Source organism: Kosakonia sp. Marseille-Q7440, from assembly GCF_965119485.1.
Map to the genome: position 1 here is coordinate 1,446,279 of NZ_CBCPLT010000002.1, position 23,785 is coordinate 1,470,063.

19 protein-coding genes are annotated in these 23,785 nt (G+C 58.5%); 11 read left to right on the forward strand and 8 right to left on the reverse strand.

Annotated features, from left to right (window positions below; all coding sequences use genetic code 11):
• The first annotated feature begins 9 nt into the window (after nucleotides 1-9).
• Entirely contained in the window at nucleotides 10-2,010 is a 2,001-nt protein-coding gene (locus tag ACWPW2_RS20645) for a tRNA(Met) cytidine acetyltransferase TmcA (protein WP_454125066.1), read from the forward strand.
• A 77-nt stretch (nucleotides 2,011-2,087) separates the two neighbouring features.
• Nucleotides 2,088-2,786, forward strand: coding sequence for an esterase (ypfH, locus tag ACWPW2_RS20650; RefSeq protein WP_023481147.1), 699 nt, complete (start codon nucleotides 2,088-2,090; stop codon nucleotides 2,784-2,786).
• Nucleotides 2,787-2,815: 29 nt separating this feature from the next.
• Here the strand turns inward: ypfH and ACWPW2_RS20655 are convergent, their stop codons facing one another.
• The 3 genes from ACWPW2_RS20655 to ACWPW2_RS20665 are packed head-to-tail and all read right to left on the reverse strand — an operon-like array spanning nucleotide 2,816 to nucleotide 4,520.
• Nucleotides 2,816-3,016, reverse strand: a complete 201-nt coding sequence (locus ACWPW2_RS20655; RefSeq protein WP_023481257.1) for a YpfN family protein — start codon at nucleotides 3,014-3,016, stop codon at nucleotides 2,816-2,818.
• A 16-nt stretch (nucleotides 3,017-3,032) separates the two neighbouring features.
• Nucleotides 3,033-4,160, reverse strand: a complete 1,128-nt coding sequence (dapE, locus tag ACWPW2_RS20660) for a succinyl-diaminopimelate desuccinylase (protein ID WP_076770255.1) — start codon at nucleotides 4,158-4,160, stop codon at nucleotides 3,033-3,035.
• A 3-nt stretch (nucleotides 4,161-4,163) separates the two neighbouring features.
• Nucleotides 4,164-4,520 (reverse strand): ArsC family reductase, encoded by a 357-nt coding sequence (locus tag ACWPW2_RS20665; RefSeq protein ID WP_454125069.1) that lies wholly within the window; start codon nucleotides 4,518-4,520, stop codon nucleotides 4,164-4,166.
• Nucleotides 4,521-4,904: 384 nt separating this feature from the next.
• On the opposite strand from ACWPW2_RS20665, the gene ypfM reads away from it, so the two are divergent.
• Nucleotides 4,905-4,964, forward strand: a complete 60-nt coding sequence (gene ypfM, locus ACWPW2_RS20670; RefSeq protein WP_124971302.1) for a protein YpfM — start codon at nucleotides 4,905-4,907, stop codon at nucleotides 4,962-4,964.
• A gap of 93 nt (nucleotides 4,965-5,057) precedes the next feature.
• Here ypfM and acrD read toward each other — a convergent pair whose 3' ends face one another.
• A complete protein-coding gene (gene acrD / locus ACWPW2_RS20675; protein ID WP_124967635.1) occupies nucleotides 5,058-8,171 on the reverse strand; it encodes a multidrug efflux RND transporter permease AcrD in 3,114 nt (1,037 codons plus the stop codon).
• A 440-nt stretch (nucleotides 8,172-8,611) separates the two neighbouring features.
• On the opposite strand from acrD, the gene aegA reads away from it, so the two are divergent.
• The 4 genes from aegA to ACWPW2_RS20695 all read left to right on the forward strand — a co-directional run bounded on the left by aegA (nucleotide 8,612) and on the right by ACWPW2_RS20695 (nucleotide 13,384).
• Complete coding sequence (gene aegA, locus ACWPW2_RS20680; protein WP_454125071.1) at nucleotides 8,612-10,576, forward strand: formate-dependent uric acid utilization protein AegA; 1,965 nt, start codon at nucleotides 8,612-8,614, stop codon at nucleotides 10,574-10,576.
• 67 nt (nucleotides 10,577-10,643) lie between these two features.
• A complete protein-coding gene (gene nudK, locus ACWPW2_RS20685) occupies nucleotides 10,644-11,219 on the forward strand; it encodes a GDP-mannose pyrophosphatase NudK (RefSeq protein ID WP_454125073.1) in 576 nt (191 codons plus the stop codon).
• A 123-nt stretch (nucleotides 11,220-11,342) separates the two neighbouring features.
• Nucleotides 11,343-12,386 (forward strand): DUF1176 domain-containing protein, encoded by a 1,044-nt coding sequence (locus ACWPW2_RS20690; protein WP_454125075.1) that lies wholly within the window; start codon nucleotides 11,343-11,345, stop codon nucleotides 12,384-12,386.
• 65 nt (nucleotides 12,387-12,451) lie between these two features.
• The gene (locus ACWPW2_RS20695; protein ID WP_454125077.1) at nucleotides 12,452-13,384 is read left to right on the forward strand and encodes a hypothetical protein; all 933 of its coding nucleotides are present in this window, start codon (nucleotides 12,452-12,454) and stop codon (nucleotides 13,382-13,384) included.
• Between the two features lie 37 nt (nucleotides 13,385-13,421).
• On the opposite strand, the gene tkt is transcribed toward ACWPW2_RS20695, so the two are convergent.
• Entirely contained in the window at nucleotides 13,422-15,416 is a 1,995-nt protein-coding gene (gene tkt / locus ACWPW2_RS20700; RefSeq protein WP_076770250.1) for a transketolase, read from the reverse strand.
• A 21-nt stretch (nucleotides 15,417-15,437) separates the two neighbouring features.
• Nucleotides 15,438-16,388 carry a transaldolase gene (gene tal, locus ACWPW2_RS20705; protein WP_023481168.1) on the reverse strand — a complete coding sequence of 317 codons (951 nt, stop codon included), beginning with the start codon at nucleotides 16,386-16,388 and terminating at the stop codon, nucleotides 15,438-15,440.
• 286 nt (nucleotides 16,389-16,674) lie between these two features.
• Here tal and maeB point away from each other — a divergent pair, with 286 nt between their 5' ends.
• Entirely contained in the window at nucleotides 16,675-18,954 is a 2,280-nt protein-coding gene (gene maeB, locus ACWPW2_RS20710) for an NADP-dependent oxaloacetate-decarboxylating malate dehydrogenase (protein ID WP_200134663.1), read from the forward strand.
• 613 nt (nucleotides 18,955-19,567) lie between these two features.
• Here the strand turns inward: maeB and hemF are convergent.
• On the reverse strand, nucleotides 19,568-20,470 hold the full coding sequence (hemF, locus tag ACWPW2_RS20715; protein WP_270222245.1) for an oxygen-dependent coproporphyrinogen oxidase: 903 nt from the start codon (nucleotides 20,468-20,470) through the stop codon (nucleotides 19,568-19,570).
• Nucleotides 20,470-21,348 carry an N-acetylmuramoyl-L-alanine amidase AmiA gene (gene amiA / locus ACWPW2_RS20720; RefSeq protein ID WP_454125081.1) on the reverse strand — a complete coding sequence of 293 codons (879 nt, stop codon included), beginning with the start codon at nucleotides 21,346-21,348 and terminating at the stop codon, nucleotides 20,470-20,472. Before amiA ends, hemF begins: the two co-directional genes overlap by 1 nt.
• Nucleotides 21,349-21,560: 212 nt before the next feature.
• Between amiA and ACWPW2_RS20725 the strand changes: the two genes are divergently transcribed.
• From ACWPW2_RS20725 to ACWPW2_RS20735, 3 genes are all read left to right on the forward strand, one after another.
• Entirely contained in the window at nucleotides 21,561-21,986 is a 426-nt protein-coding gene (locus tag ACWPW2_RS20725) for a GNAT family acetyltransferase (RefSeq protein WP_042718790.1), read from the forward strand.
• 81 nt (nucleotides 21,987-22,067) lie between these two features.
• Nucleotides 22,068-22,643, forward strand: coding sequence for an RpoE-regulated lipoprotein (locus ACWPW2_RS20730; RefSeq protein WP_454125083.1), 576 nt, complete (start codon nucleotides 22,068-22,070; stop codon nucleotides 22,641-22,643).
• Nucleotides 22,644-22,723: 80 nt separating this feature from the next.
• Nucleotides 22,724-23,623 (forward strand): Dyp-type peroxidase, encoded by a 900-nt coding sequence (locus ACWPW2_RS20735; RefSeq protein WP_042718792.1) that lies wholly within the window; start codon nucleotides 22,724-22,726, stop codon nucleotides 23,621-23,623.
• Nucleotides 23,624-23,785 lie beyond the last annotated feature (162 nt).

A 23,785-nucleotide genomic window follows, 5' to 3' on the forward strand; every position in this document is an offset into this window, starting at 1 on the left:
GCCCTCACTATGCAATCGCTGGTTACACTGAGCGCGCAGATGGCGCGGGAAGGGATCCGTCGCCTGCTGGTGCTCTCCGGCAGCGCGGCGTGGTGCGCCAGTCAGGCAGGGAGGCTTCGCGATGCGCTCCCCGGCGACTGGCTGTGGGTCAGCGACGAGCCGCAGCACTGCTCGCCGCGCGCGCTCACCACCTTGCTCGGGCGCGAGTTCAGCCATGCGGTGTTTGATGCGCGCGACGGCTTCGATGTTGCCGCTTTTGCCGCCCTCAGCGGCACGCTAAAAGCGGGAAGCTGGCTGCTGCTGCTGGTTCCGCCGCTCGAGCGCTGGGCGCAGCAGCCGGACGCCGACAGCCGCCGCTGGAGCGACACCGCCGATCCCATCCCCACCCCGGTTTTTGTTGACCACTTTCGCCGCACCCTTTTTCACGACGGGCAGACGCTGCTCTGGCGTGAAGGGGGCGAGCAATCCATTCCTGATTTTCCCCTGCGCGCTGGCTGGCATCCCGCCAGCGGTGCGCCGCAGCGCGAGCAGGCGGCGATCCTGGCCGAATTGGCTGAGATGCCGCCCGGCGTGATGGTGGTAACCGCGCCGCGCGGACGCGGTAAATCCGCTCTCGCCGGAATGCATATCGCCACGCTTTCCGCGCCCGCGGTGGTGACTGCGCCAACGCGCGCCGCCACCGATGTGCTTGCGCACTACGCGGGCGAAAGGTTCGATTTTATCGCCCCCGATGCACTGGCCGAGCGGATAAATCAGCAGGGGAGCCAGCCTGGCTGGTTGATTGTCGATGAAGCGGCGGCGATCCCTGGCCCGCTGCTGCATACCCTGACCGCCGCCTTTAACCATGTGCTGCTAACCACTACCGTGCAGGGTTACGAAGGCACCGGGCAGGGCTTTTTACTCAAGTTTTGTGCCGGTTTTCCCCAATTGCGCCACCGGGCGCTGTCCACGCCTCTGCGCTGGGCGGCGGGTTGCCCGCTTGAGCGCGCGGTGGCCGACCTGCTGCTGCTTGATGACGATGTTACGACGGATAAACCCACCGGTCCGCTCACTGTGGCACCGCTGCCCGCCAGCACCTGGCAGAGTCATCCTGCGCAGCCTGCCGCACTCTATCGCCTGCTGGCGAGCGCCCACTATCGCACCTCGCCGCTCGATCTGCGGCGCATGATGGATGCGCCAGGCCAGCACTTCTGGCTGGCGAAAAAAGCGCAGAACATCGTCGGCGCGCTCTGGCTGGTGGAGGAGGGCGGTTTATCGCCTGAATTAAGCCAGGCGATATGGGCCGGTTTTCGCCGCCCGCGCGGCAACCTGGTGGCGCAATCACTCGCTGCGCACGGCGGCAGCCCGCTGGCCGCGACGCTGCGCGGGCGGCGCATCAGCCGCATTGCCGTGCATCCTCACTGCCAGCGGGAAGGCATTGGCCGCGCGCTGGTGGCGCAGGCGCGTGACAGCAACTGCGACTATCTGTCGGTCAGCTTTGGCTTTACCCAGGCGTTGTGGCACTTCTGGCAGCGCTGCGGCTTTATGCTGGTGCGCCTTGGCAGCCAGCGAGAGGCGAGCAGCGGCTGCTTTACCGCTATGGCGCTATTGCCGTTAAGCGAGGCCGGGCATGCGCTGGCGAACCATGAACAGCAGCGTCTGGCGCGCGATCTCCCGTGGCTCTCTCACTGGCAGGGGGAAAAGTTAGCTCTGCCTTCGGCTCTGGAGTCTACCCTTAATGATGAGGACTGGCTGGAGCTGGCCGGGTTTGCTTTTGCCCATCGCCCGCTCTCGGCCGCCACTGGCGCACTTTCGCGCCTGCTTGCGCAGAGCGATTTACCGCTCCCGGCGCTGCGTGGACAGCTTGTCCACTCTGAGCGCGAGGCACAGCTCTGCGCGCGTTTAGGCTTACCGGGGCGCAAAGCGCTACTGGCGCAGCAGCGCACCGAAGCCGGTCTGGCGCTGCGGGCAAGTGATGAAGTGCGTACAGACACCCTGAAAAAGCAGGTGCAGGCCAGACAGTTTTTTTAACGATCTCCATCAGTTAAATGGCATTGTCACTCTTTTTGTCCGGCGTAGACTGCACCTGACACGTTAAGGAGATCCTGATGAAAGATGCCCATTTTGTTGTGCAACGCCCGACAAGCCCCGCGAAGCAACTGCTGTTGCTGTTCCACGGCGTCGGCGATAACCCGGTTTCAATGGGCGAGATTGGCCGCTGGTTCGCGCCGGTCTTCCCCGACGCGCTGATCGTCAGCATCGGCGGCGTTGAGGCGAGCGGTGCCGCACCGGGTCGCCAGTGGTTCTCCGTCGGCAATATCAGCGAAGAGAACCGCCAGCAGCGGGTCGATGCGGTGATGCCGCAGTTTATTGAGGTGGTGCGCTACTGGCAGCAGAAGAGCGGCATCAGCCCGCTTGCCACGGCGCTGATTGGCTTTTCGCAGGGGGCGATTATGGCGCTGGAGGGGATTAAGGCGCAGCCAGATCTCGCCTCGCGCGTTATTGCCTTTAACGGCCGTTACGCCAGCCTGCCGCAGCGGGTTGCCACCACCAATACCATTCACCTGATCCACGGCGGCGACGATCCGGTAATCGATCTGGCCTGGGCAGTGAAGGCGGAAGAGGCGGTTGCGGCGTTAGGCGGCGATATCACACTCGATATCGTTGAGGATCTGGGACACGCGATTGACGATCGCAGCATGGCACTGGCGCTGCACCATCTGCAATACACCGTGCCGAAGCACTACTTTGATGAGGCGTTAAGCGGCGGCAAGCCGAACGATGACGACATCATTGAGCTGCTATAAAAGATTCACCCCCAGACGGGGGTGAAAGATTACTTCTTCGGCTGGTCCTTATTCGGCCAGTCATCCTCGTCATCCCACTTATCGTTGAAATCACGATGCGGCGGCAGATCCGGCTTGTTGGCGAGAAACTTTTTATGATCGACGCGGCTAAGATCTTTGATCACGTTGATCAACACGCCGACTAAAAAAACCAGTACCAGAATCCACCAATATTTTGATAGCCAATCCATGCGAACCTCCAGCCCGTCAGGCGATGAGTTGTTCCATAATGCGCTGGTACATCCGCGCCAGCAGTTGTAGATCTGCGGCGTTTACGCATTCGTTAATTTTATGAATCGTTGCGTTCACCGGCCCAAGCTCGACAACCTGTGCGCCCATCCGCGCGATAAAACGGCCATCGGAAGTGCCGCCGGTGGTCAACAACTGCGGTTTAATCTCATTATAGTGCTCAATGGCGTTAACCACCGCATCCACCAGCTTGCCGCGTCCCGTCAGGAACGGCTGGCCTGAAACCCACCACTCCACGCTATAGCGCAGCTGATATTTCTCCAGCAGCGCCTGCACCTTCGCTTTGATCATCTCGTCCGTCAGTTCGGTACTGAAGCGGAAGTTGAACTGCACAAACAGCTCGCCGGGAATGACGTTATTGCTGCCGGTGCCGGCCTGGACATTGGCGATCTGCATACTGGTCGGCGGGAAGTAGTCATTGCCGCGATCCCATTCGATGCCCACCAGCTCGGTTAACATTGGTACCGCGCGATGAACCGGGTTATCCGCCAGATGCGGGTAGGCCACGTGTCCCTGCACGCCATGAATGGTCAGGTTACAGGTCATGGAGCCGCGACGGCCATTTTTCACCACGTCGCCCACCACTTCGGTGCTCGACGGTTCGCCTACCAGGCAGTAATCGAGACGTTCGTTGCGCGCCATCAGCGCTTCGACCACTTTTACCGTGCCGTTGGTGGCGCTGGCCTCTTCATCAGAGGTAATAAGAAAGGCGAGGCGGCCTCTGTGCTGCGGGTGCTGTGCCACGAAACGCTCGGCCGCAACCACCATCGCCGCCAGCGAGCCTTTCATATCCGCCGCGCCGCGACCAAACAGCAGGCCGTCGCGAATGGTGGGTTCGAAAGGTGGGTTGATCCAGCGGTCGACGTCGCCCGCCGGGACAACGTCCGTATGACCGGCAAACGCCAGCGTCTCTCCCTGGCCGCGCCATGCCCAGAAGTTCTGCGTGTCGCCAAAATCCATCGGCTCAACGGTGAAACCGATAGCGCGCAGGCGTTCAATCATCAGCGCCTGGCATCCCGCATCATCGGGACTCAGAGAAGGGCGACGAATAAGCTGCTGCGTCAGCTCAATAACCGGGCATGACATAAACTACACCTCGTGAATAAACTTCCCATAACTGGATTCATTGAAACCCAGCAGCATAGGCTTACCGGGCGCGCAGAGCAATGGTCGTTTGATCATTGCAGGCATTTCAACCATTAAGGCAATGGCGCTCTCGGCGTCAACGATAGCCGCGCGCTGCGCTTCATCCAGCTTGCGCCAGGTGGTTCCGCGCGTATTGAGTAGCGCTTCCCAGCCAAGCTCTGCGACGGCGGGGCGCAGCAGATCTGCATCAATCCCGTCGACGCGGTAATCATAAAAGCGGTACTCGACCTGCTCAGCCTCCAGCCAGCGGCGGGCTTTCTTGATGGTGTCGCAATTTTTGATGCCGTACATGGTGATCATGTTGAATCCTTTTGTCTCTTTTTTGCCTTATTCGAACAGAAAATTAGAATAACGGAATCTAATTCGAATATCATTCGCGTGGTAATAATAATTCACTTAATGGTGAGTTGGGTGATTTTAGTTAAATAACTTTTGGTCACCGCTAGTTCATCGCGTAATAACAAAACTAAAGATTTATCTGACAATGTGATCGCCATTTCATTTAGCCCTCAAGTTTTTGGGAAATATTGCCGTTAATCACAGTATGAGGCCGCAGAGCGGCGCATAGTAAGCCCAAGCCAAAGAGAAATGCCCGGTAAAGAGCGATTAATTCGATTGGTTTAAATAGCTTCACAACGCATCCGGGCATTGAGTAGAATGGCCGTAATAATAAGAGAGGTAGTTATGATTGAACACGAAATGGGGAACTGGAAAGATTTTATCGAAGGCATGCTTCGTAAATAATTTTCAGACGAATGATTGAGCAGTGACGGCTTAATAATAATATCCACGTAAAAAAGGCGACCTGAATCCAGTCGCCTTTTTTGTTGCCCGCGATTAGCGCGGTTTTGCCCTGAGCGGGAAGCGGCGGCGCACCAGCACAAAGAAGAGTGGGACAAAGAAGATCGCCAGCACCGTGGCGGAAATCATCCCGCCCATCACCCCGGTGCCCACCGCATGCTGGCTGCTTGAGCCTGCACCGGTGCTGGTCGCCATCGGCAGCACGCCAAAAACAAACGCCAGCGAGGTCATCAGGATGGGCCGCAGACGCTGGCGGCAGGCGTGCAGCGTCGAGGCGAGCAGATCTTCGCCGCGGGCATTCATCTCGTTGGCAAATTCAACGATCAAAATCGCGTTCTTCGCCGACAGGCCAATCACCGTCAGTAGCCCCACCTGGAAGTAGACGTCATTCTCCAGCCCGCGCATCCAGGTCGCCACCAGCGCGCCAATCACGCCCAGCGGCACCACCAGCATCACCGAGAAGGGCACCGACCAGCTCTCATACAGCGCGGCCAGGCAGAGGAAGACCACCAGCAGCGAGACGGCGTAGAGCGCAGGTGCCTGCGCGCCGGAGAGCCGCTCCTGATAGGACATCGCCGTCCACTCAAGACCAAAGCCGGTCGGCAACTGGCGCACTAATTTCTCCATCACATCCATCGCCGTACCGGTACTGACGCCCGGCGCGGCTTCGCCGACAATCTCTACCGCCGCATAGCCGTTGTAGCGCTCAAGACGCGGCGAGCCGGTTTGCCAGTGCGAGGTGGCAAAGGCGGAGAAGGGGACCATCCCGCCGCTGCTATTGCGGACATACCAGCGGTTAATGTCATCCGGCAGCATGCGGAATTTCGCCGCCGACTGCACATAGACCTTCTTCACGCGGCCGCGATCCATAAAGTCGTTAACGTAGCTGGAGCCCCAGGCGGTCTTCAGCGTGTCGTTAATATCATCAATCGAGACGCCCAGCGCCTGCGCTTTGCGCTGATCGATATCAATCTGCAACTGCGCGCTGTCATCCAGGCCGTTGTGGCGTACGCGGGTGAGGGCCGGATCCTGCGAAGCGAGCTGGATCAGCTGGTCGCGCGCCGCCATCAATGCATCGTGACCAGCACCGGCGTGATCCTGCAACTCCATATCAAACCCGGCGGAGCTGCCCATGCCGCTGATCGCCGGCGGGCTGCCGGCGAAGACGCGCGCCTCTTTAATGCGGCTAAAGGCTTTGGTGGCGCGCTCGATAATGGCAAAGGCGCTGCCGTCCGTGGGATCACGCGACTCCCAGTCCTTCAGGCGAATAAACAGCCGGGCGACGTTTTGCCCGTTGCCGCCCGGGCCGGAGCCGACGGTGGCGAACACCGACTGCACATTCTCTTTTTCATGGGTGAAGAAGTAGTGCTCGACCTTTTGCACCACCTTCAGCGTCTGCTGCTGCGTTGAACCGCTCGGTAACTGGATGGAGGTGGTAAACATGCCACGATCCTCCAGCGGCAGAAACGAGGTGGGCAGGCGCATAAACAGCAGCACCATCACGCCAATCAGCAGCAGATAGAGCAGGATCCAGCGCAGAGCATGGTGCAGGATTTTACCCACCGCATTTTGATAGCGGTCGGCATTACGGTTAAACACCCGGTTAAAGGCACCGAAGAAACCTTTCTGCCCGTGCTGCTCGCCTTTATGCAGCGGTTTAAGCAGCGTGGCGCAGAGGGCAGGTGTCAGGATCATCGCCACCAGCACCGAGAGCACCATCGCCGAAACAATGGTGATAGAGAACTGGCGATAGATGGCTCCGGTGGTGCCGCCGAAGAAGGCCATCGGCACAAACACGGCGGAGAGCACCATCGCAATGCCGACCAGCGCGCCCTGAATCTGCCCCATTGATTTGCGCGTCGCCTCGCGCGGCGAAAGGCCCTCTTCGCTCATGATGCGCTCGACGTTCTCCACCACCACAATCGCATCATCCACCAGCAGGCCGATGGCGAGCACCATCGCAAACATCGTCAGGGTGTTGATGCTGTAGCCAAAGGAGTAGAGCACGCCGAAGGTGCCGAGCAGCACCACCGGCACGGCGATAGTCGGGATGAGTGTTGCGCGGAAGTTCTGCAAAAAGAGGTACATCACCACAAACACCAGCACAATCGCTTCGAGCAGCGTCTTCACCACATCAATGATTGAGGCTTTAACAAACGAGGCGGTTTCATAAGCGACTTTGTATTCAAGGCCGTGAGGGAAGTAGTGCGACAGCTCATCGAGCCGCTGGAGTGCCAGCTCTGCCGTCTCCATCTCATTCGCCCCGGAAGCCAGTTTCACCCCCAGCCCGGAGGCGGCTTTGCCGTTATAACGGCTGAGATAGTCATACTTCTCAGCGCCCAGTTCAACGGTTGCCACGTCGCCGAGACGCACTTCTGACCCGTCAGGATTGACGCGCAAGGTGATAGCGCGGAACTGCTCCGGCGTCTGTAACAGCGACTGCGCATTGATGGTGGCATTCAGCGCCTGGCGGTCAACGGAGGGTGTGCCGCCCAGTTGCCCGACGGCAATCTGCGCATTCTGCGAGGCGATAGCGCGGGTCACATCGCCGGTGGTGAGCTGATAGCTGGTGAGTTTCGACGGGTCGAGCCAGATGCGCATGGCGTACTGCGAGCCGTAGGCGTCGATATCGCCGACGCCGTTGACGCGGCTTAACGGATCCTGAATGTTACTCGCCACATAGTCGGCAATATCCTGCTTATCCATCGACCCATCGGTGGAGACAAACGCGATGGTGAGGATGTTGGTATCGCCGGTTTTGCGCACCGTCACCCCCTGGTTCTGCACGGTTTGCGGCAGCTTGCGCATCGCGGACTGCAACTGGTTTTGCACCTGCTGCACCGCTTCATCGGGATCGGTGCCGGCGCGGAAGTTAAGGGTGATCGACGCCTGGCCCGTGGCGCTGCTTTGCGAGGACATATACATCAGGTTATCGAGCCCGGTCATATTCTGCTCAATCACCTGCGTGACGGTGTTTTCCAGCGTCTGCGCAGACGCACCGGGGTAGTTGGCGGTGATGCGCACATTTGGTGGGGCTAAATCGGGGTATTGCTCAACGGGCAATGAGCTAATGGCGAGCGCCCCGGTCAGACAGATCAGGATCGCCAGCACCCACGCGAAAATGGGGCGATCGATAAAAAAGTTCGCCATCAGAAACTGGACCTCATATTGCTGCGCATGATTAGGGTGAGAATAACCGCCTCAATGTAGCGGTAATAGCGACACCAATCGTGGAGAAATAAAGGAGAAAGTGTAAATTATCATGCCCGATTGAGGCATCACGAGGCAGATCGGCATTTAAGCCAAATTTTCTTCTGCGCGGACCCGCTCTCAGCGTCAATTCTTTACCTTCACTCAGCTTTCGCCGCCAACCCGTCTGCGGAGAAACGGTTACAGGGACTGTAGACCATCCGGCGCAAATGCGCAGGGCTACTATTTTTCTGAAAAGCTGACATAAATTGATCTGCTACATGTTCGTGACAAATAGATAACCTTTCTGGGCAAATGGACATTGCCTGGCCGCAGGCACCCCGGTAAATAGAGTAGTCATATAAAAGATAAGGTTTATCCAGCCAATCAAGAAGGGTGCCATGAACCGTTTTATTATGGCGAATAGCCAACACTGTATTGGATGTCATGCCTGTGAAGTGGCCTGCGTTATGGCGCACAACGACGAGCAACATCCCCTTACCCCTGATGCGTTCTACCCACGTATTACTGTAATCAAACATCCCCAGCAGAACAGCGCGGTGACCTGCCACCACTGTGAAGCGGCTCCCTGCGCGCGCAGCTGCCCGAACGGTGCTATCACCCGCGTCGATGATGCGGTGCAGGTTAATCAGCAGAAATGCATCGGCTGCAAATCCTGCGTTGTCGCCTGCCCGTTCGGCACGATGCAGGTGCTGGTCACGGCCGTAAAAGGGCAGGTGAAAGCCACCGCTCATAAATGCGATCTCTGCGCGCAGCGCGCAGCAGGCCCGGCCTGCGTGGAAAATTGCCCGGCAGATGCGCTCACCTTAGTTAACGCTGAAGCGCTGGCAAATATGGCGAAAGCACAGCGATTGCGCACCGCCAGCCAGCAGGCGCTGCCGTGGCACACTGTTCCGGCGCAGAACGACAGCAAAATGCGCCAGCTGCGCAGTACCGCCGCGCGCGGCGAGCCGGATAAGCTGGCGATCGCGGCGCGGAAAAGCGGCTTTGATGAGATCTACCTGCTGTTTCGACCCGCGCAGGCGCAGCAGGAGGCGCGGCGCTGCTTAACCTGCGGCGAGCACAGCATCTGCGAATGGCGCTGCCCGCTGCATAACCATATTCCCCAGTGGATTGAGCGCGTAAAAGCGGGTGATATCGCCGCGGCGGTGGAGCTGTCGCACCAGACCAACTGCCTGCCGGAGATCACCGGCCGCGTCTGCCCGCAGGATCGCCTCTGCGAAGGGTCGTGTACCCTGCGCGATGCCTCCGGCGCGGTCACCATCGGTAATATTGAGCGCTACATCTCCGATCAGGCGCTGGCGCAGGGCTGGCGGCCCGACCTGCGGCAAGTGAAGCCCGTTGATAAACGCGTGGCAATTATTGGCGCAGGGCCTGCGGGGCTGGCGTGCGCCGACGTGCTGGCCCGCCACGGCGTCAGCGCCACCGTCTTCGATCGCCACCCGGAAATCGGCGGCCTGCTCACTTTCGGCATTCCGGCCTTTAAGCTCGACAAATCCCTGCTGGTGCGGCGGCGCGAAATCTTCAGCGCGATGGGCATCCGTTTCGAGCTTAATTGTGAAATCGGCAAAGATCGCCCCATGGAGCAGCTACTGGAAGAGTTTGACGCGGTGTTCGTCGGCGTCGGCACTTACCGCTCGATGAAAGCCAACCTGCCCCATGAAGAGGCGCCGGGCGTCTACGATGCGTTACCGTTCCTGATTGCCAATACCAAACAGCTGATGGGGCTTGAGACCACGGCGGATGAGCCGTTTGTCGACACCGCCGGGCTTAACGTAGTGGTGCTGGGCGGTGGCGATACGGCGATGGACTGCGTGCGCACCGCGCTGCGTCACGGCGCGGCAAAGGTCACCTGTGCTTACCGCCGGGATGAAGCCAATATGCCCGGCTCGAAAAAAGAGGTGAAAAATGCCCGCGATGAGGGGGCGAACTTTGAGTTCAATGTCCAGCCGCTCAACATTGAAGTGAATGAAAAGGGCAAAGTGAGCGGCATACGCTTGCAGCGCACGCAGCTTGGCGAGCCGGACGCGAAAGGCCGCCGTCGTCCGGTGGCGATCGCGGGCAGCGAGTTCAGTATGCCCGCCGATGCGGTAATTATGGCCTTTGGTTTCAACCCTCATTCGATGCCGTGGTTGTCACGCCTTGGGGTGCAGGTGGATGAGTGGGGGCGCATCGCCGCAAGCGTCAACACCCCTTACCGCTATCAGACCACTCACCCACAGATTTTTGCCGGCGGTGATGCGGTGCGCGGTGCCGATCTGGTGGTTACGGCAATGGCGGAGGGGCGTCATGCGGCGCAGGGGATGATGGCGTGGCTCGGGATTAACCCGCCGGAGAAACAGTAACCCACGGCGACAAAGCAGGCCCGGACGCGTACTATAGCGCCATTCTGTTTCTCTTCTGGAGCCTGCTATGTCGCTAAAAATCGCTGTGATTAAAGATAAAATCCTCTCCGAAAACTACTTTGTCCTGCGCAATATCACTTACGATTTGACGCGCCAGAACGGCGAGGTCATCCGCCATAAACGCGAAGTGTATGACCGCGGCAACGGCGCGACCATCCTGCTCTATAACCGTGAAAAAAAGAGCGTGGTGCTTATCCGCCAGTTCCGCATCGCCAGCTGGGTGAATGGCAACGAGAGCGGCATGCTGATTGAAGCCTGCGCCGGTCTGCTGGACGACGACGAGCCGGAAGTGTGCATTCGCAAAGAGGCGGTTGAAGAGACCGGTTATGAGGTGGGTGAGGTGCGTAAAGTGTTCGAACTCTATATGTCGCCAGGCGGCGTAACCGAAATCGTGCACTTTTTTGTCGCCGAATATAGCGATGCGCAGCGCGCCAACAACGGTGGCGGCGTGGAAGATGAAGATATCGAAGTGCTGGAACTGCCTTTTGAACAGGCGCTGGCGATGGTGGCAAGCGGTGAGATCCGCGACGGTAAAGCGGTCATTTTATTGCAGTATCTGCAAACTTCCGGTCTGATGGCGTGACGCGTTTTTTCTACCCCCTACCAACTTTCGCATGAAGCTATCCGATAAATCCGATTGAGCCGGTCAACCGCGGGAGTAAAGATACGCCAGTTTTGCGTCTATTCTTCCGGGGTTGCACCATTCATGCGTTATCGCAGCGTACTCACTCTCCTTTTCGGTCTTTGCACCGCACCCGCTCTATGGGCCGCGCCCGCACAGAAAACCTTCTCCGACTGGCAAGTAACCTGTAATAACCAGAATTTTTGCGTAGCGCGCAATACCGGCGAACACGCCGGGCTGGTGATGAGCCTTGAGCGCAGCGCTGGCGCACGCGCCGATGCTGCACTGCGCATCGATCTCGGCGGCATCGGTATTCCGGCGGGCAAAGCGCCGCCGATTGCCGGGCGTCTGCTGCTTGATGGGCAACCGCTGAAAATGATCAATACGGAGTGGAAGATTGCGCCGTGGCATCTGATGACCAGCAACCCGCAAACCGTTGCCACACTGCTGGAGACTATCCAGGAGGGGCAGACCATCACCTTGCAAAGCGGCCAGGGCCGAATTTCGCTCGCCGGGTTGAAAGCCGCGCTGCTGTTTATTGACGCCCAGCAAAAACGCGTCGGCAGTAAAACCGCGTGGATCAAAAAAGGGGGCAGCCCGCCGCTGAGCGTGCCGCCCGCGCCCGCCTTAAAAGAGGTTGTCCACCCCAATGTGGCACCCGCGCCCTTAACCCACCAGCAACTCAACGATCTGCTTGATTACGGCAACTGGCGAATGAGCAACACCCAGTGCTCCCTCGACCCGGCGCGCCGCCAGGTGCGAGTCTACGCCCTGACCAACGACAAAGCGCTGCTGATGATTGATTGCGAAGCGGGCGCTTACAACGTGGTCGATCTCGCCTGGCTTGTCTCACGACAAAAACCCTTTATCTCCCGTCTGGTGCGCCTGCGCCTGCCGTTCTCCCCCGATAACGGCAATAGCGAGATGGAGCTGATGAATGCCTCGTTTGATGAGAAGAGCCGCGAGCTGACGACGCTGGCGAAAGGGCGAGGCCTCGCAGACTGCGGCGTTGCCAGCCGCTGGCGTTTCGACGGGCAGAATTTCCGTCTGGTGCGTTACGCCCAGGAGCCAACCTGCGATAGCTGGCACGGCCCTGATTCATGGCCAACTTTGTGGGTCACGCGATAAGCGAGTGACGAAACGGCCCCGCGCTCATTATAATCCGCCCGCACAATGCAACCGGGAAGGGAATAATGAAACCTCTGTTTACGCCGTGGCTTGCCTTAAGCCTGGCTTTTATCGCCGCTCTGCCTGCCAGAGCTGAACTTACCGCCGCCGATAATAAGGCCATTGCCGCACAGGTCGAGCGCTGGAACAGCCATCTTAACGGCAAGGCCGATGCAAGCGATCTCTATGCCGACCAGGTGCACTGGTTTGGTGAAAACCTCTCCCGCGACGCGGTGCTGCACAAGCAGCAGGAGTTTGCTGCCCGCGCGCCGCACTTCAGCCAGCGCCTTATCTCGACGCTTGATATTAACGAAACCAGCGCGGGCGATGTCGAGGTCGATTTTGTCAAACAGGCCGGGCTGGAAGCAGACAAAGTTAAAAATTACCCGGCGCAGTTAACCTTCCTCCATCAGCCAGCAGGCTGGCGCATCAGCGGTGAAACGGATCTGCTCACGCGGCTGAATCAGAAAGAGTCGGCGGTGCAGGGCGCGCTGACCAGGGGCAAATTTGACGGCATGACTAAAGATACCGTGTGGGTCAGCGCCCGCGATCCGCACTCCGGCGGTAGCTGTACAGAAGAGGGCGACTGCGACTGCTCGCTGTGGAGCAGCAATCCGGCTGTAAAACCCGCCACGCTGCCGCAGTGTATTGGCGCGACCGTGGAGACGCTCTCCGGCCTTGACGACAGCGGTCGCGATCGGGTGGTGATCTTCCCGCAATGGTGGACCAGCGCGTGGAGCGTGGTCTACGTCTACGATATCCAGCAGGGACAATGGGTTAAATCCGTGCCCTCCTTCCCCTATAACAGCAATGTGCAGGAAGATGACAACGCTGCTGCGCTGGTGAAGCGCGATCCGCAGCATCCGGGCTTTGTGCTGGTGAAAAAAGCGCTGTGGGATGAGAAGCAGGAAGAGATTGTCACGCCGCAAGAGAGCGAAGCATTGCAGGTAGTGAAATAAGAGAAAGCGCGCCTGCCGAAGCGGGCGCGCCTGAAGATTACTTCTTAAGCACCGCTTTGGCTTTCGCCACGATGTTCTCAACGGTAAAGCCGAAGTAAGGGAAGAGTTTCTCCGCCGGCGCGGACTCGCCATAGCCGGTCATGCCGACAATCGCGCCCTTCAGACCAACATACTTGTACCAGTAATCGGCAATCCCGGCTTCTACCGCGACGCGCGCGCTGACATCCGATGGCAGTACCGATTCGCGCCACGCTTCATCCTGGGCATCAAAGATATCCGTGGAAGGGAGCGAAACCACACGCACCTTCACGCCTTCGCTGCTCAGTTGCTCAGCGGCCTTCATGGTGATCTCCATTTCAGAGCCGGTAGCAATCAGGATCAGATCCGGCTTGCCGTCGCTATCTTTCAGGATATAACCGCCTTTGCTGATCGCCTTCACCTGCTCCGGGGTTCGCTCCATCTGCGCCAGGTTCTGACGGGAGAGGATCAGCGCCGTCGGGCCGTTGTGACGCTCAATCGCCAGTTTCCAGCCAACTGCCGCTTCCACCTGGTCACAGGGGCGCCAGGTGCTGAAGTTTGGCGTCAGACGCAGGCTGGCAATCTGCTCAACCGCCTGGTGCGTCGGGCCATCTTCGCCAAGGCCGATAGAGTCATGGGTGTAGACCATGATCTGCCGCGCTTTCATCAGCGCCGCCATACGCGCCGCGTTACGGGCATACTCAACGAACATCAGGAAGGTAGCGGTGTAGGGCACAAAACCGCCGTGGTGGGCGATGCCGTTAGCAATTGCCGTCATGCCGAACTCACGCACACCGTAGTGAATGTAGTTCCCGGCCGCATCCTCTTTAATCGAGGTGGAGCCTGACCAGATGGTAAGGTTACTCGGGGCCAGATCCGCCGAGCCGCCAAGCAGTTCCGGCAGCACCGGGCCATAGCTGTTAAGGGTGTTTTGCGACGCCTTACGGCTGGCGATTTTCGCCGGGTTAGCCTGCAGATTGTTGATGTACTCGGAGGTGAGCTGCTCCCAGTTCTCCGGCAGTCCACCGCTCATGCGGCGCTTGAATTCGGCTGCCAGATCCGGGAACTCTTTCTCCCATGCTGCCAGTTTCTCATTCCACGACTGCTGGGCTTTCGCACCGCGATCGTGGGCGTCCCACGCCTGATAAATCTCTTTTGGGATCTCGAACGGGCCGTAGTTCCAGCCCAGCTGTTTGCGGGTCAGCGCTACTTCTTCATCGCCGAGCGCCGCGCCGTGGGATTCCTCTTTGCCCGCTTTGTTCGGCGAACCAAAACCAATCACCGTGCGGCAGATAATCAGCGTCGGCTTATCTTTCACCTGCTGCGCTTCTTCAATGGCCTTTTTTACCGCTTCCGCAGAGTGACCATCCACTTCGCTGATCACATGCCAGTTGTAGGCTTCAAAGCGTTTGGCGGTGTCATCTGTAAACCAGCCTTCGGTTTCGCCATCAATGGAGATGCCGTTGTGATCGTAGAAGCCAATCAGTTTACCCAGCCCCAGCGTGCCCGCCAGCGAGCAGACTTCGTGGGAGATCCCCTCCATCAGACAGCCATCACCCATAAAGACATAGGTATAGTGATCGACAATGTCATGACCCGGACGGTTAAACTGTGCCGCCAGCGTGCGCTCGGCAATCGCCAGGCCGACGGCGTTCGCCAGCCCCTGGCCCAGCGGGCCGGTGGTGGTTTCTACGCCCGGCGTGTAGCCAATTTCCGGGTGGCCCGGCGTTTTAGAGTGCAGCTGACGGAAGTTTTTCAGCTCTTCGATCGGCAGGTCATAGCCGCTGAGGTGCAGCAGGCTGTAGAGCAGCATCGAAGCGTGACCGTTGGAGAGAATAAAGCGGTCGCGGTTATACCAGGTCGGGTCGGCCGGGTTGTGTTGCAGAAAGTCGTTCCACAGCACTTCCGCGATATCCGCCATCCCCATTGGCGCACCGGGGTGGCCGGAATTGGCTTTTTGCACCGCGTCCATACTCAGGGCGCGAATGGCGTTAGCAAGCTCTTTACGGGACATAGTTCACTCCGTGGCAAAAGGTTAAAGTTTGGCAGCAAGCAGATCTTCGAGTTTGCGCTGGTCGACGGCGAACTGGCGGATGCCGTCAGAGAGTTTCTCAACCGCCATCGGGTCAAGGTTATGTTCCCAGCGGAACTCCGCTTCGGTCATTTTCGCCTGGCGCGAGAAGGTCTGGGACGACGGCACCAGTTTGCGCTCGACGGTGCCTTCATGCTCCTGCAACTCTTGCAGCAGCGCGGGCGAGATGGTGAGACGGTCACAGCCGGCGAGGGCGAGGATCTGCTCAACGCGGCGGAAGCTGGCGCCCATCACGATGGTCTCGTAGCGGTGCTGTTTGTAGTAGTCATAGATATTGCGCACCGATTTGACGCCCGGATCTTCATCCACCACGTACGGGTCCATCGGTTTACGGTCGTTGTACCAGTCGTAGATGCGCCCGACGAACGGCGAAATCAGATAGACGCCCGCTTCGGCACAGGCACGCGCCTGGGCAAAGGAGAAGAGCAGCGTCAGGTTACAATCGATACCCTCTTTTTGCAGCTCTTCCGCCGCGCGGATACCTTCCCACGTGGAGGCGAGTTTGATCAGAATGCGTGACTTATCGATCCCCTGCTCCTGGTAAAGCTCAACGATACGGCGCGCTTTGGCAATGCTCTTCTCTTTGTCGTAGGAGAGACGTGCATCGACTTCGGTGGAGACGCGGCCCGGAATGCTTTTCAGAATTTCCGCACCGATATTGACCGCCAGTTTGTCGCTCGCTTCCGCGACCTGCTGCTCCTGGGTTTTGCCGCGCGCTTTGCCATACTCCAGCGCGTCGTCGACCAGATGGGAAAAGTGCCCAAGCCCTGCGGCCTTCAGCAGCAGGGAGGGGTTGGTGGTGGCATCTTCCGGCTGGTAATGGCGAATGGATTCGATGTCGCCGCTGTCCGCCACGACGGTGGTGAACTGTTTCAGGCCGTCTAAATAATTCATGAAGATAACTCCTTAAAAAGCAATGTGTTATTTACGCGCGTCGCATCGCGCTGTTGTCAGGATGAGAGCTGCATAACAAAAAAGCATAGCAGACGCAGCCCTTTACGGGGTTTTGCAGTAGGTAACAAAGATGGGAGATATACGTAACGGTTTTGTTGATGCGATGGTCAGAGTATGGCGACCTTCAAAGTTTATGCCGCCGACAAAGGCCATACTGGTCGGTGCATTGGAGTGTCATCACGCGTTAACACTCTTGACGCTGAAAGCAACGTGAAAGGAACATCTAATGGACGACCAATTAAAACAGAGTGCCCTCGATTTTCACGAGTTTCCCCGCCCGGGTAAGATTCAGGTTTCCCCCATCAAACCGCTGGCGACCCAGCGCGACCTGGCGCTGGCGTACTCGCCCGGAGTTGCCGCTCCCTGTCTGGAAATTGAGAAAGACCCGCTGGCAGCCTACAAATACACCGCGCGCGGCAATCTGGTGGCCGTTATCTCCAACGGCACCGCCGTGCTCGGCCTTGGCAATATCGGCGCGCTCGCCGGTAAGCCGGTAATGGAGGGCAAAGGCGTTCTGTTTAAGAAATTCGCCGGTATTGATGTGTTCGATATCGAAGTTGACGAGCAGGATCCCGACAAACTGATCGATGTGGTCGCTGCGCTGGAGCCGACCTTCGGCGGGATTAACCTGGAAGATATTAAAGCGCCGGAGTGCTTCTACATTGAGGCGAAACTGCGCGAGCGCATGAACATCCCGGTGTTCCACGACGATCAGCACGGCACGGCGATCATCAGCACCGCCGCTATTCTCAACGGCCTGCGGGTAGTGGAAAAGAACCTCTCTGACGTGCGCATGGTGGTTTCCGGCGCGGGCGCGGCGGCCATCGCCTGTATGAACCTGCTGGTGGCGCTGGGGATGCAGAAACACAATATTGTGGTCTGCGACTCGAAAGGGGTGATCTACAAAGACCGCGAGCCAAACATGGCAGAGACCAAAGCCGCCTATGCGGTGGAGGACAACGGCAAACGTACGCTGGCAGAAGTGGTAGCGGGCGCGGATATCTTCCTCGGCTGCTCGGGGCCAAAAGTGCTGACCCCGGAGATGGTGAAAGAGATGGCGCGCCAGCCGCTGATCCTCGCGCTGGCCAACCCGGAGCCGGAGATCCTGCCGGATCTGGCAAAATCGGTGCGCCCGGATGCGATCATCTGTACCGGCCGCTCCGATTACCCCAACCAGGTTAACAACGTGCTCTGCTTCCCCTTTATCTTCCGTGGCGCGCTCGACGTAGGCGCAACGGCGATCAACGAAGAGATGAAGCTGGCGGCGGTTCATGCCATCGCCGAGCTGGCGCACGCCGAGCAGAGCGAAGTGGTGGCCTCGGCCTATGGCGATCAGGATCTCAGCTTTGGGCCTGATTACCTGATCCCGAAACCCTTCGACCCGCGTCTGATTGTCAAAATCGCCCCGGCGGTGGCAAAAGCGGCGATGGAGTCCGGCGTGGCGACGCGGCCGATTAGCGATTTCGACGCCTATGTCGATAAGCTCGCCGAGTTTGTCTACAAAACGAACCTGTTTATGAAGCCGATCTTCTCCCAGGCCCGCAGTGCGCCGAAGCGCGTGGTGCTGACGGAAGGGGAGGAGCCGCGCGTGCTGCATGCCACCCAGGAGCTTGTGACGCTGGGGCTGGCGAAGCCGATCCTGATTGGTCGCCCGAGCGTGATTGAGATGCGCATTCAGAAGCTGGGGCTGCAAATCCGCGCCGGTGCGGATTTTGAGATTGTGAATAACGAGTCCGACCCGCGCTTTAAAGAGTACTGGACGGAGTACTTCAACATTATGAAGCGCCGCGGCGTAACCCAGGAGCAGGCGCAGCGCGCGGTGATTGCTAATACCACGGTGATTGGTGCCATCATGGTGCATCGCGGTGAAGCGGATGCGATGATCTGCGGCACCATTGGCGAATACCATGAACACTTCAGCGTGGTGCGTGACATCTTTGGTTATCGCGACAGCGTGCATGCCGCAGGCGCGATGAATGCGCTGCTGCTGCCAAGCGGCAATACCTTTATCGCCGATACCTATGTGAATGAGGATCCGAGCGCCGATCAGTTAGCAGAGATCACCCTGCTGGCGGCGGAAACGGTGCGCCGTTTCGGTATTGAGCCGCGCGTGGCGCTGCTTTCGCACTCCCAGTACGGCTCCTCCAATGCGCCAGCGGCGGTGAAGATGCGTGAGACCTTAGCGCTGGTGCGCGAGCGGGCACCGGAGTTGATGATTGATGGCGAGATGCACGGCGATGCGGCGCTGGATGAGTCGATTCGTCAGGACCGAATGCCCGACAGCCCGCTGAAGGGGACGGCGAATATCCTGATTATGCCGAACGTCGAAGCCGCGCGAATCAGTTACAATTTGCTGCGGGTTTCCAGCGCCGAAGGGGTAACCGTCGGGCCGGTGTTGATGGGGGTGGCGAAGCCGGTGCATGTGTTGACGCCGATCGCCTCCGTGCGACGGATCGTCAATATGGTGGCGTTAGCGGTGGTCGAGGCGCAGACCGCACCGTTGTAAGCTTTAGCAGGATGAGGTTCGTAGGCCGGATAAGCGCTAGCGCCATCCGGCAATGGGGCCTGGCATGTGGCATTGGTGGAAGGGTTCCGTTCACCATGCGTGCGGCGGAATATTTTTCTCACCGGTGCGGTGAACGGGACAAGGGGAGCTGCCGCGCTCCCCTTGTCAATCCCCGCGGCCCCGCGAGGAAATCGGTGCTGCGCACTGCGCTCACCTCCCGCGTGCCTGACGGCGGCCGGCTCGACTCGACTTACTCGTTCCATTCTGGAACTCGTCCATGTCTCGGTTCGCCTCTGTCCGCCATCCATGGCGTCCAGACCTTGTCATTCCCGCTTCGGCTCGCCGATTTCAGCGGGGACACAACCCCTCGCTGTAAGCTGTGCATCAAATGAAAAACAGTTGCTGCTGGAACCGCGTAGGCCGGATAAGGCGCAGCCGCCATCCGGCAATCGGTACCGCGATACAATGCCGGATGGCGCGTAAACCGCTTATCCGGCCTACACGGTTCCAGCGGTTTCGTTACCGTAGGCCGGATAAGGCGTAGCCGCCATCCGGCAATCGGTGCCACGATACAATGCCGGATGGTGCGTAAACGCTTATCCGGCCTACGAGGTTAGATCCACTCTTTCACTTTGATGAACTCGCTGAGCGCCGCTTCGGGGCTGCCTTCGGCGGGCTGGTAATTGTATTCCCAGCGCACCAGCGGCGGCATCGACATCAAAATCGACTCGGTGCGCCCGCCGGTTTGCAGACCGAACAGCGTCCCGCGATCCCACACCAGGTTAAACTCCACGTAGCGCCCACGGCGGTAGAGCTGAAAATCGCGCTCACGCTCGCCCCATGGCGTGTTTTTACGCCGCTCGACAATCGGCAGATAGGCGTCGGTGTACCCTTCGCCCACCGCGCGCATAAAGTCGAAACAGTGGTCAAAATCCGGCGTGTTGAGATCGTCGAAAAAGAGCCCGCCGACGCCGCGCTGCTCGTCGCGATGCTTCAGATAGAAGTAGTCATCGCACCACTTTTTATAGCGCGGGTAGACCTCTTCGCCGAAGGGCTGGCAGAGATCGCGCGCGGTGCGGTGCCAGTGCACGGCATCCTCTTCGAAGCCGTAATAGGGCGTCATATCGAAACCGCCGCCGAACCACCACACCGGATCGGCATCCGGCTTCTGGGCGATAAAAAAGCGCACGTTGGCATGGCTGGTCGGCACATAGGGGTTGCGCGGGTGCACCACTAATGAGACACCCATCGCTTCGAAACTGCGGCCCGCCAGCTCCGGGCGGTGCGCGGTGGCGGAGGCAGGCATCGCGTCGCCGTGAACATGGGAGAAGTTAACCCCCGCCTGTTCAAATACGCTGCCGTCGCGTAGCACACGGCTACGTCCGCCGCCGCCCGCGTCGCGCTGCCAGGCATCTTCAATAAAACTACCGCCGTCGATTGCCGCCAGCTTCGCGCAGATAGAGTCCTGCAGGGCGAGCAGGGCGTTTTTTACCGGGTCTACATCAGGAGTGCTCATCAGCGCCTCTTCGTATGGGCTTTGTGATTATCGAACCAGCTAAAGTAGCTCATGACACCATCGGTGATGGCGGTGGCGATCTTCTGGCGAAACGCGGCGGTGCCGAGCAGTTTCTCCTCCGCCGGGTTGGTAATAAACGAGGTCTCGACCAGCACCGATGGAATGGAAGGAGATTTTAGCACCACAAACGCCGCCTGCTCGGTGTTGCGGCTGTGCAGCCGGTGCACCGGCTTGATCTGTTTGATGATATGCGAGCCGAGCGTCAGGCTATTTTTGATGGTGTCCGTCTGCACCAAATCAAACAGCACCTGCTGGAGCAGTTGATCTTTATCACGCGCTTTTTTGCCCGCCAGTTCATCCACGGCGTTCTCTTTATCGGAGAGGTATTTCGCCATTGCGCTACTCGCCCCGCGATTGGAGAGAGCAAACACCGACGCGCCCGCGGCGTTCGGGTTGGTAAAGCCGTCGGCGTGAATCGACATAAAGAGATCCGCACCGTGCTGATGGGCAATCTCGACGCGGTCGTAAAGGGGAATAAATTTATCGCTGGTGCGCGTTAAACGCGCATCAATGCCGCGCGCGCGCAGCTGGGCGCGGACGTTTTTGGCAATCGCCAGCACCACATGCTTCTCTTTCGAGCCGTTGTGGCCAATCGCCCCGGTATCAATCCCACCGTGACCGGGATCAAGCATGACGATGCGCTTTGCACCCGCTTTTTTCGCTTTCGGTTTGCTGTGGCTGTTGCTGTTGCTGGTTTTAAGAGGTGTCTCATCCTTAGCGATAGCACGAGACATACCTGACAAGGTTAGTGCGGCCAGGCCTGCTTTCAGGATCTGGCGACGCGAGGTGAGTGTTTTTAATGGTTTAAAGGTGCTCATAGCCTGAAATGGGTTATCCGTGGTGGCAGGTGTTATAGCGTATCGTGTTTGCTGTGACGACAGTCCGTAAGAACTATTGTTTTACTTTTCATTTCAATACGTGACAGAGTGACATTATGCCATTTTTCAGCGGCGATGATGCTGGATATTGGCTAACCGCGCGCCACAGGCCATAATCACCGTTTACACAGCTGAAAAATATGGGGGACATCATGGAGATACGTGTTTTCCGGCAGGAAGATTTTGAAGAAGTGATCACGCTTTGGGAGCGCTGTGAGCTGCTGCGCCCGTGGAACGATCCGGAGATGGACATTGAGCGTAAGGTCAATCATGACGTAAGCCTTTTCCTGGTTGCAGAGGTGGGTGGCGAAGTCGTGGGTACGGTAATGGGCGGTTATGATGGCCATCGCGGTTCGGCCTATTACCTGGGCGTCCACCCGGAGTTTCGCGGTCGCGGCATCGCCAATGCGCTGCTCAGCCGGCTGGAGAAGAAGTTGATTGCCCGTGGTTGCCCGAAGATTAACCTGATGGTGCGCGACGATAACGAGATGGTGATCGGCATGTATGAGCGCCTGGGGTATGAACACACCGACAGCGTTAATCTTGGCAAGCGCCTGATTGAAGATGAAGAGTACTGAAACTGGCCTTTCGCTGTGACGAGGGCACTTTTTTCACTTTCGGCACTCCAACAGGCGTTTGGTCAATATAAGGAATTGTGCATGAAACCCCTGCGTATGTTTTTTATCGCGCTGCCGCTGGCGTTAACAGGCTGCTCGACGTTCGCCTCCGTCAACTGGTCCGCCGCGTATCCCTGGAACTGGTTTGGTTCCTCCCTCGAAGTCAACGAGCAGGGCGTTGGCGGCCTGACAGCCAGCACGCCGCTCAATGAACAGGCGATTGGCGACGCGTTAGGCGGCGATTACCACCTGCGCAGCGGCATGAAAACCGATAAAGGCACCATTGTTCGCTATTTCGAAGCGCTGAAAGAGAAACAACTGGCGCTGGTGGTCAATGGTGAAAACGGTGCCGTCAGCCGGATTGATGTTACCGATCCCGATATTGCCACCGACAAAGGGGTAAAAATCGGCGCGCCGTTCAATACCCTCTATGACAAAGCATTCGGCAACTGCGTGAAAGCCTCTGACGCCGACATCTCCGGCATCGAGTGTAAAGCGCCCGACAGCCAGCACATCAGCTATCTCTTCAGCGGCAGCTGGAGCGGCCCGGATGGCTTAATGCCATCGGATGACACCCTGAAAAGCTGGAAAGTGAGCAAGATCATTTGGCGTCGCTAATCTGATCGGAATAGTCTGATGCTGGCCCAAAAACAGGTACAATGCCGCATCGTTTTTGTGGTCAGTTTTCAGGAGATGTAATGTCCCAGGTTCAGAGCGGCATTTTGCCGGAACATTGCCGTGCGGCAATTTGGATTGAGGCCAGCGTAAAAGGGGAGGCCGATGCCCTGCGCGCTGGCAGCCGTGCGTTTGCCGATAAGCTCGCAAACTTCCAGTTGCAGTTCCCCGATGCGGCGCTCGGCGCGGTGGTTGCGTTTGGTTCCCGCGTCTGGCGTGAATTAAGTAACGGACAGGGCGCTGAAGAGCTGAAAGATTTTCCCGCCTATGGCAAGGGCCTTGCGCCCGCTACCCAGCACGATGTGCTGATCCACATTCTCTCCCTGCGTCACGATGTGAACTTCTCTGTTGCCCAGGCGGCGCTGGCTGCCTTTGGTGATGCGCTGGAGGTGAAAGAGGAGACGCACGGTTTCCGCTGGGTGGAAGATCGCGATCTCAGCGGCTTTGTCGACGGCACCGAGAACCCGGCTGGCGAAGAGAAACGCCGTGAAGTGGCGATTATTCAGGACGGTATTGACGCGGGCGGCAGCTACGTGATGGTGCAGCGCTGGGAGCACAACCTGAAGCAGCTTAACCGCATGAGCGTCAGCGATCAGGAGATGATGATCGGGCGTACCAAAGCGGATAACGAAGAGATCGACGCCGATGTGCGCCCGGTAACTTCCCATCTTTCGCGCGTCGATTTGAAAGAGGCGGGTAAGGGGCTGAAAATTGTGCGCCAGAGCCTGCCCTATGGCACTGCCAGCGGCACTCACGGCCTCTATTTCTGCACCTACAGCGCGCGGCTCTATAACATTGAGCAGCAGTTGCTGAGCATGTTCGGCGACAGTGACGGCAAGCGCGACGCCATGCTGCGTTTTACCCGCCCGGTTACCGGCGGTTACTACTTTGCACCCGCGCTCGACAGGCTCTTTGCCCTGTAACAAACCCGCGTCACATCAGGCCGGGGCAACCCGGCTTATACCCCTTTCTGCTTATACTCTTTTCTGATTCCAAATCACCAATTGGTATATAAAACCGTTACTGCTTTCACTCCCGTTATAAATAAACTGAACATCGTCGAGTGATCAGCTTATAAGGGTGCG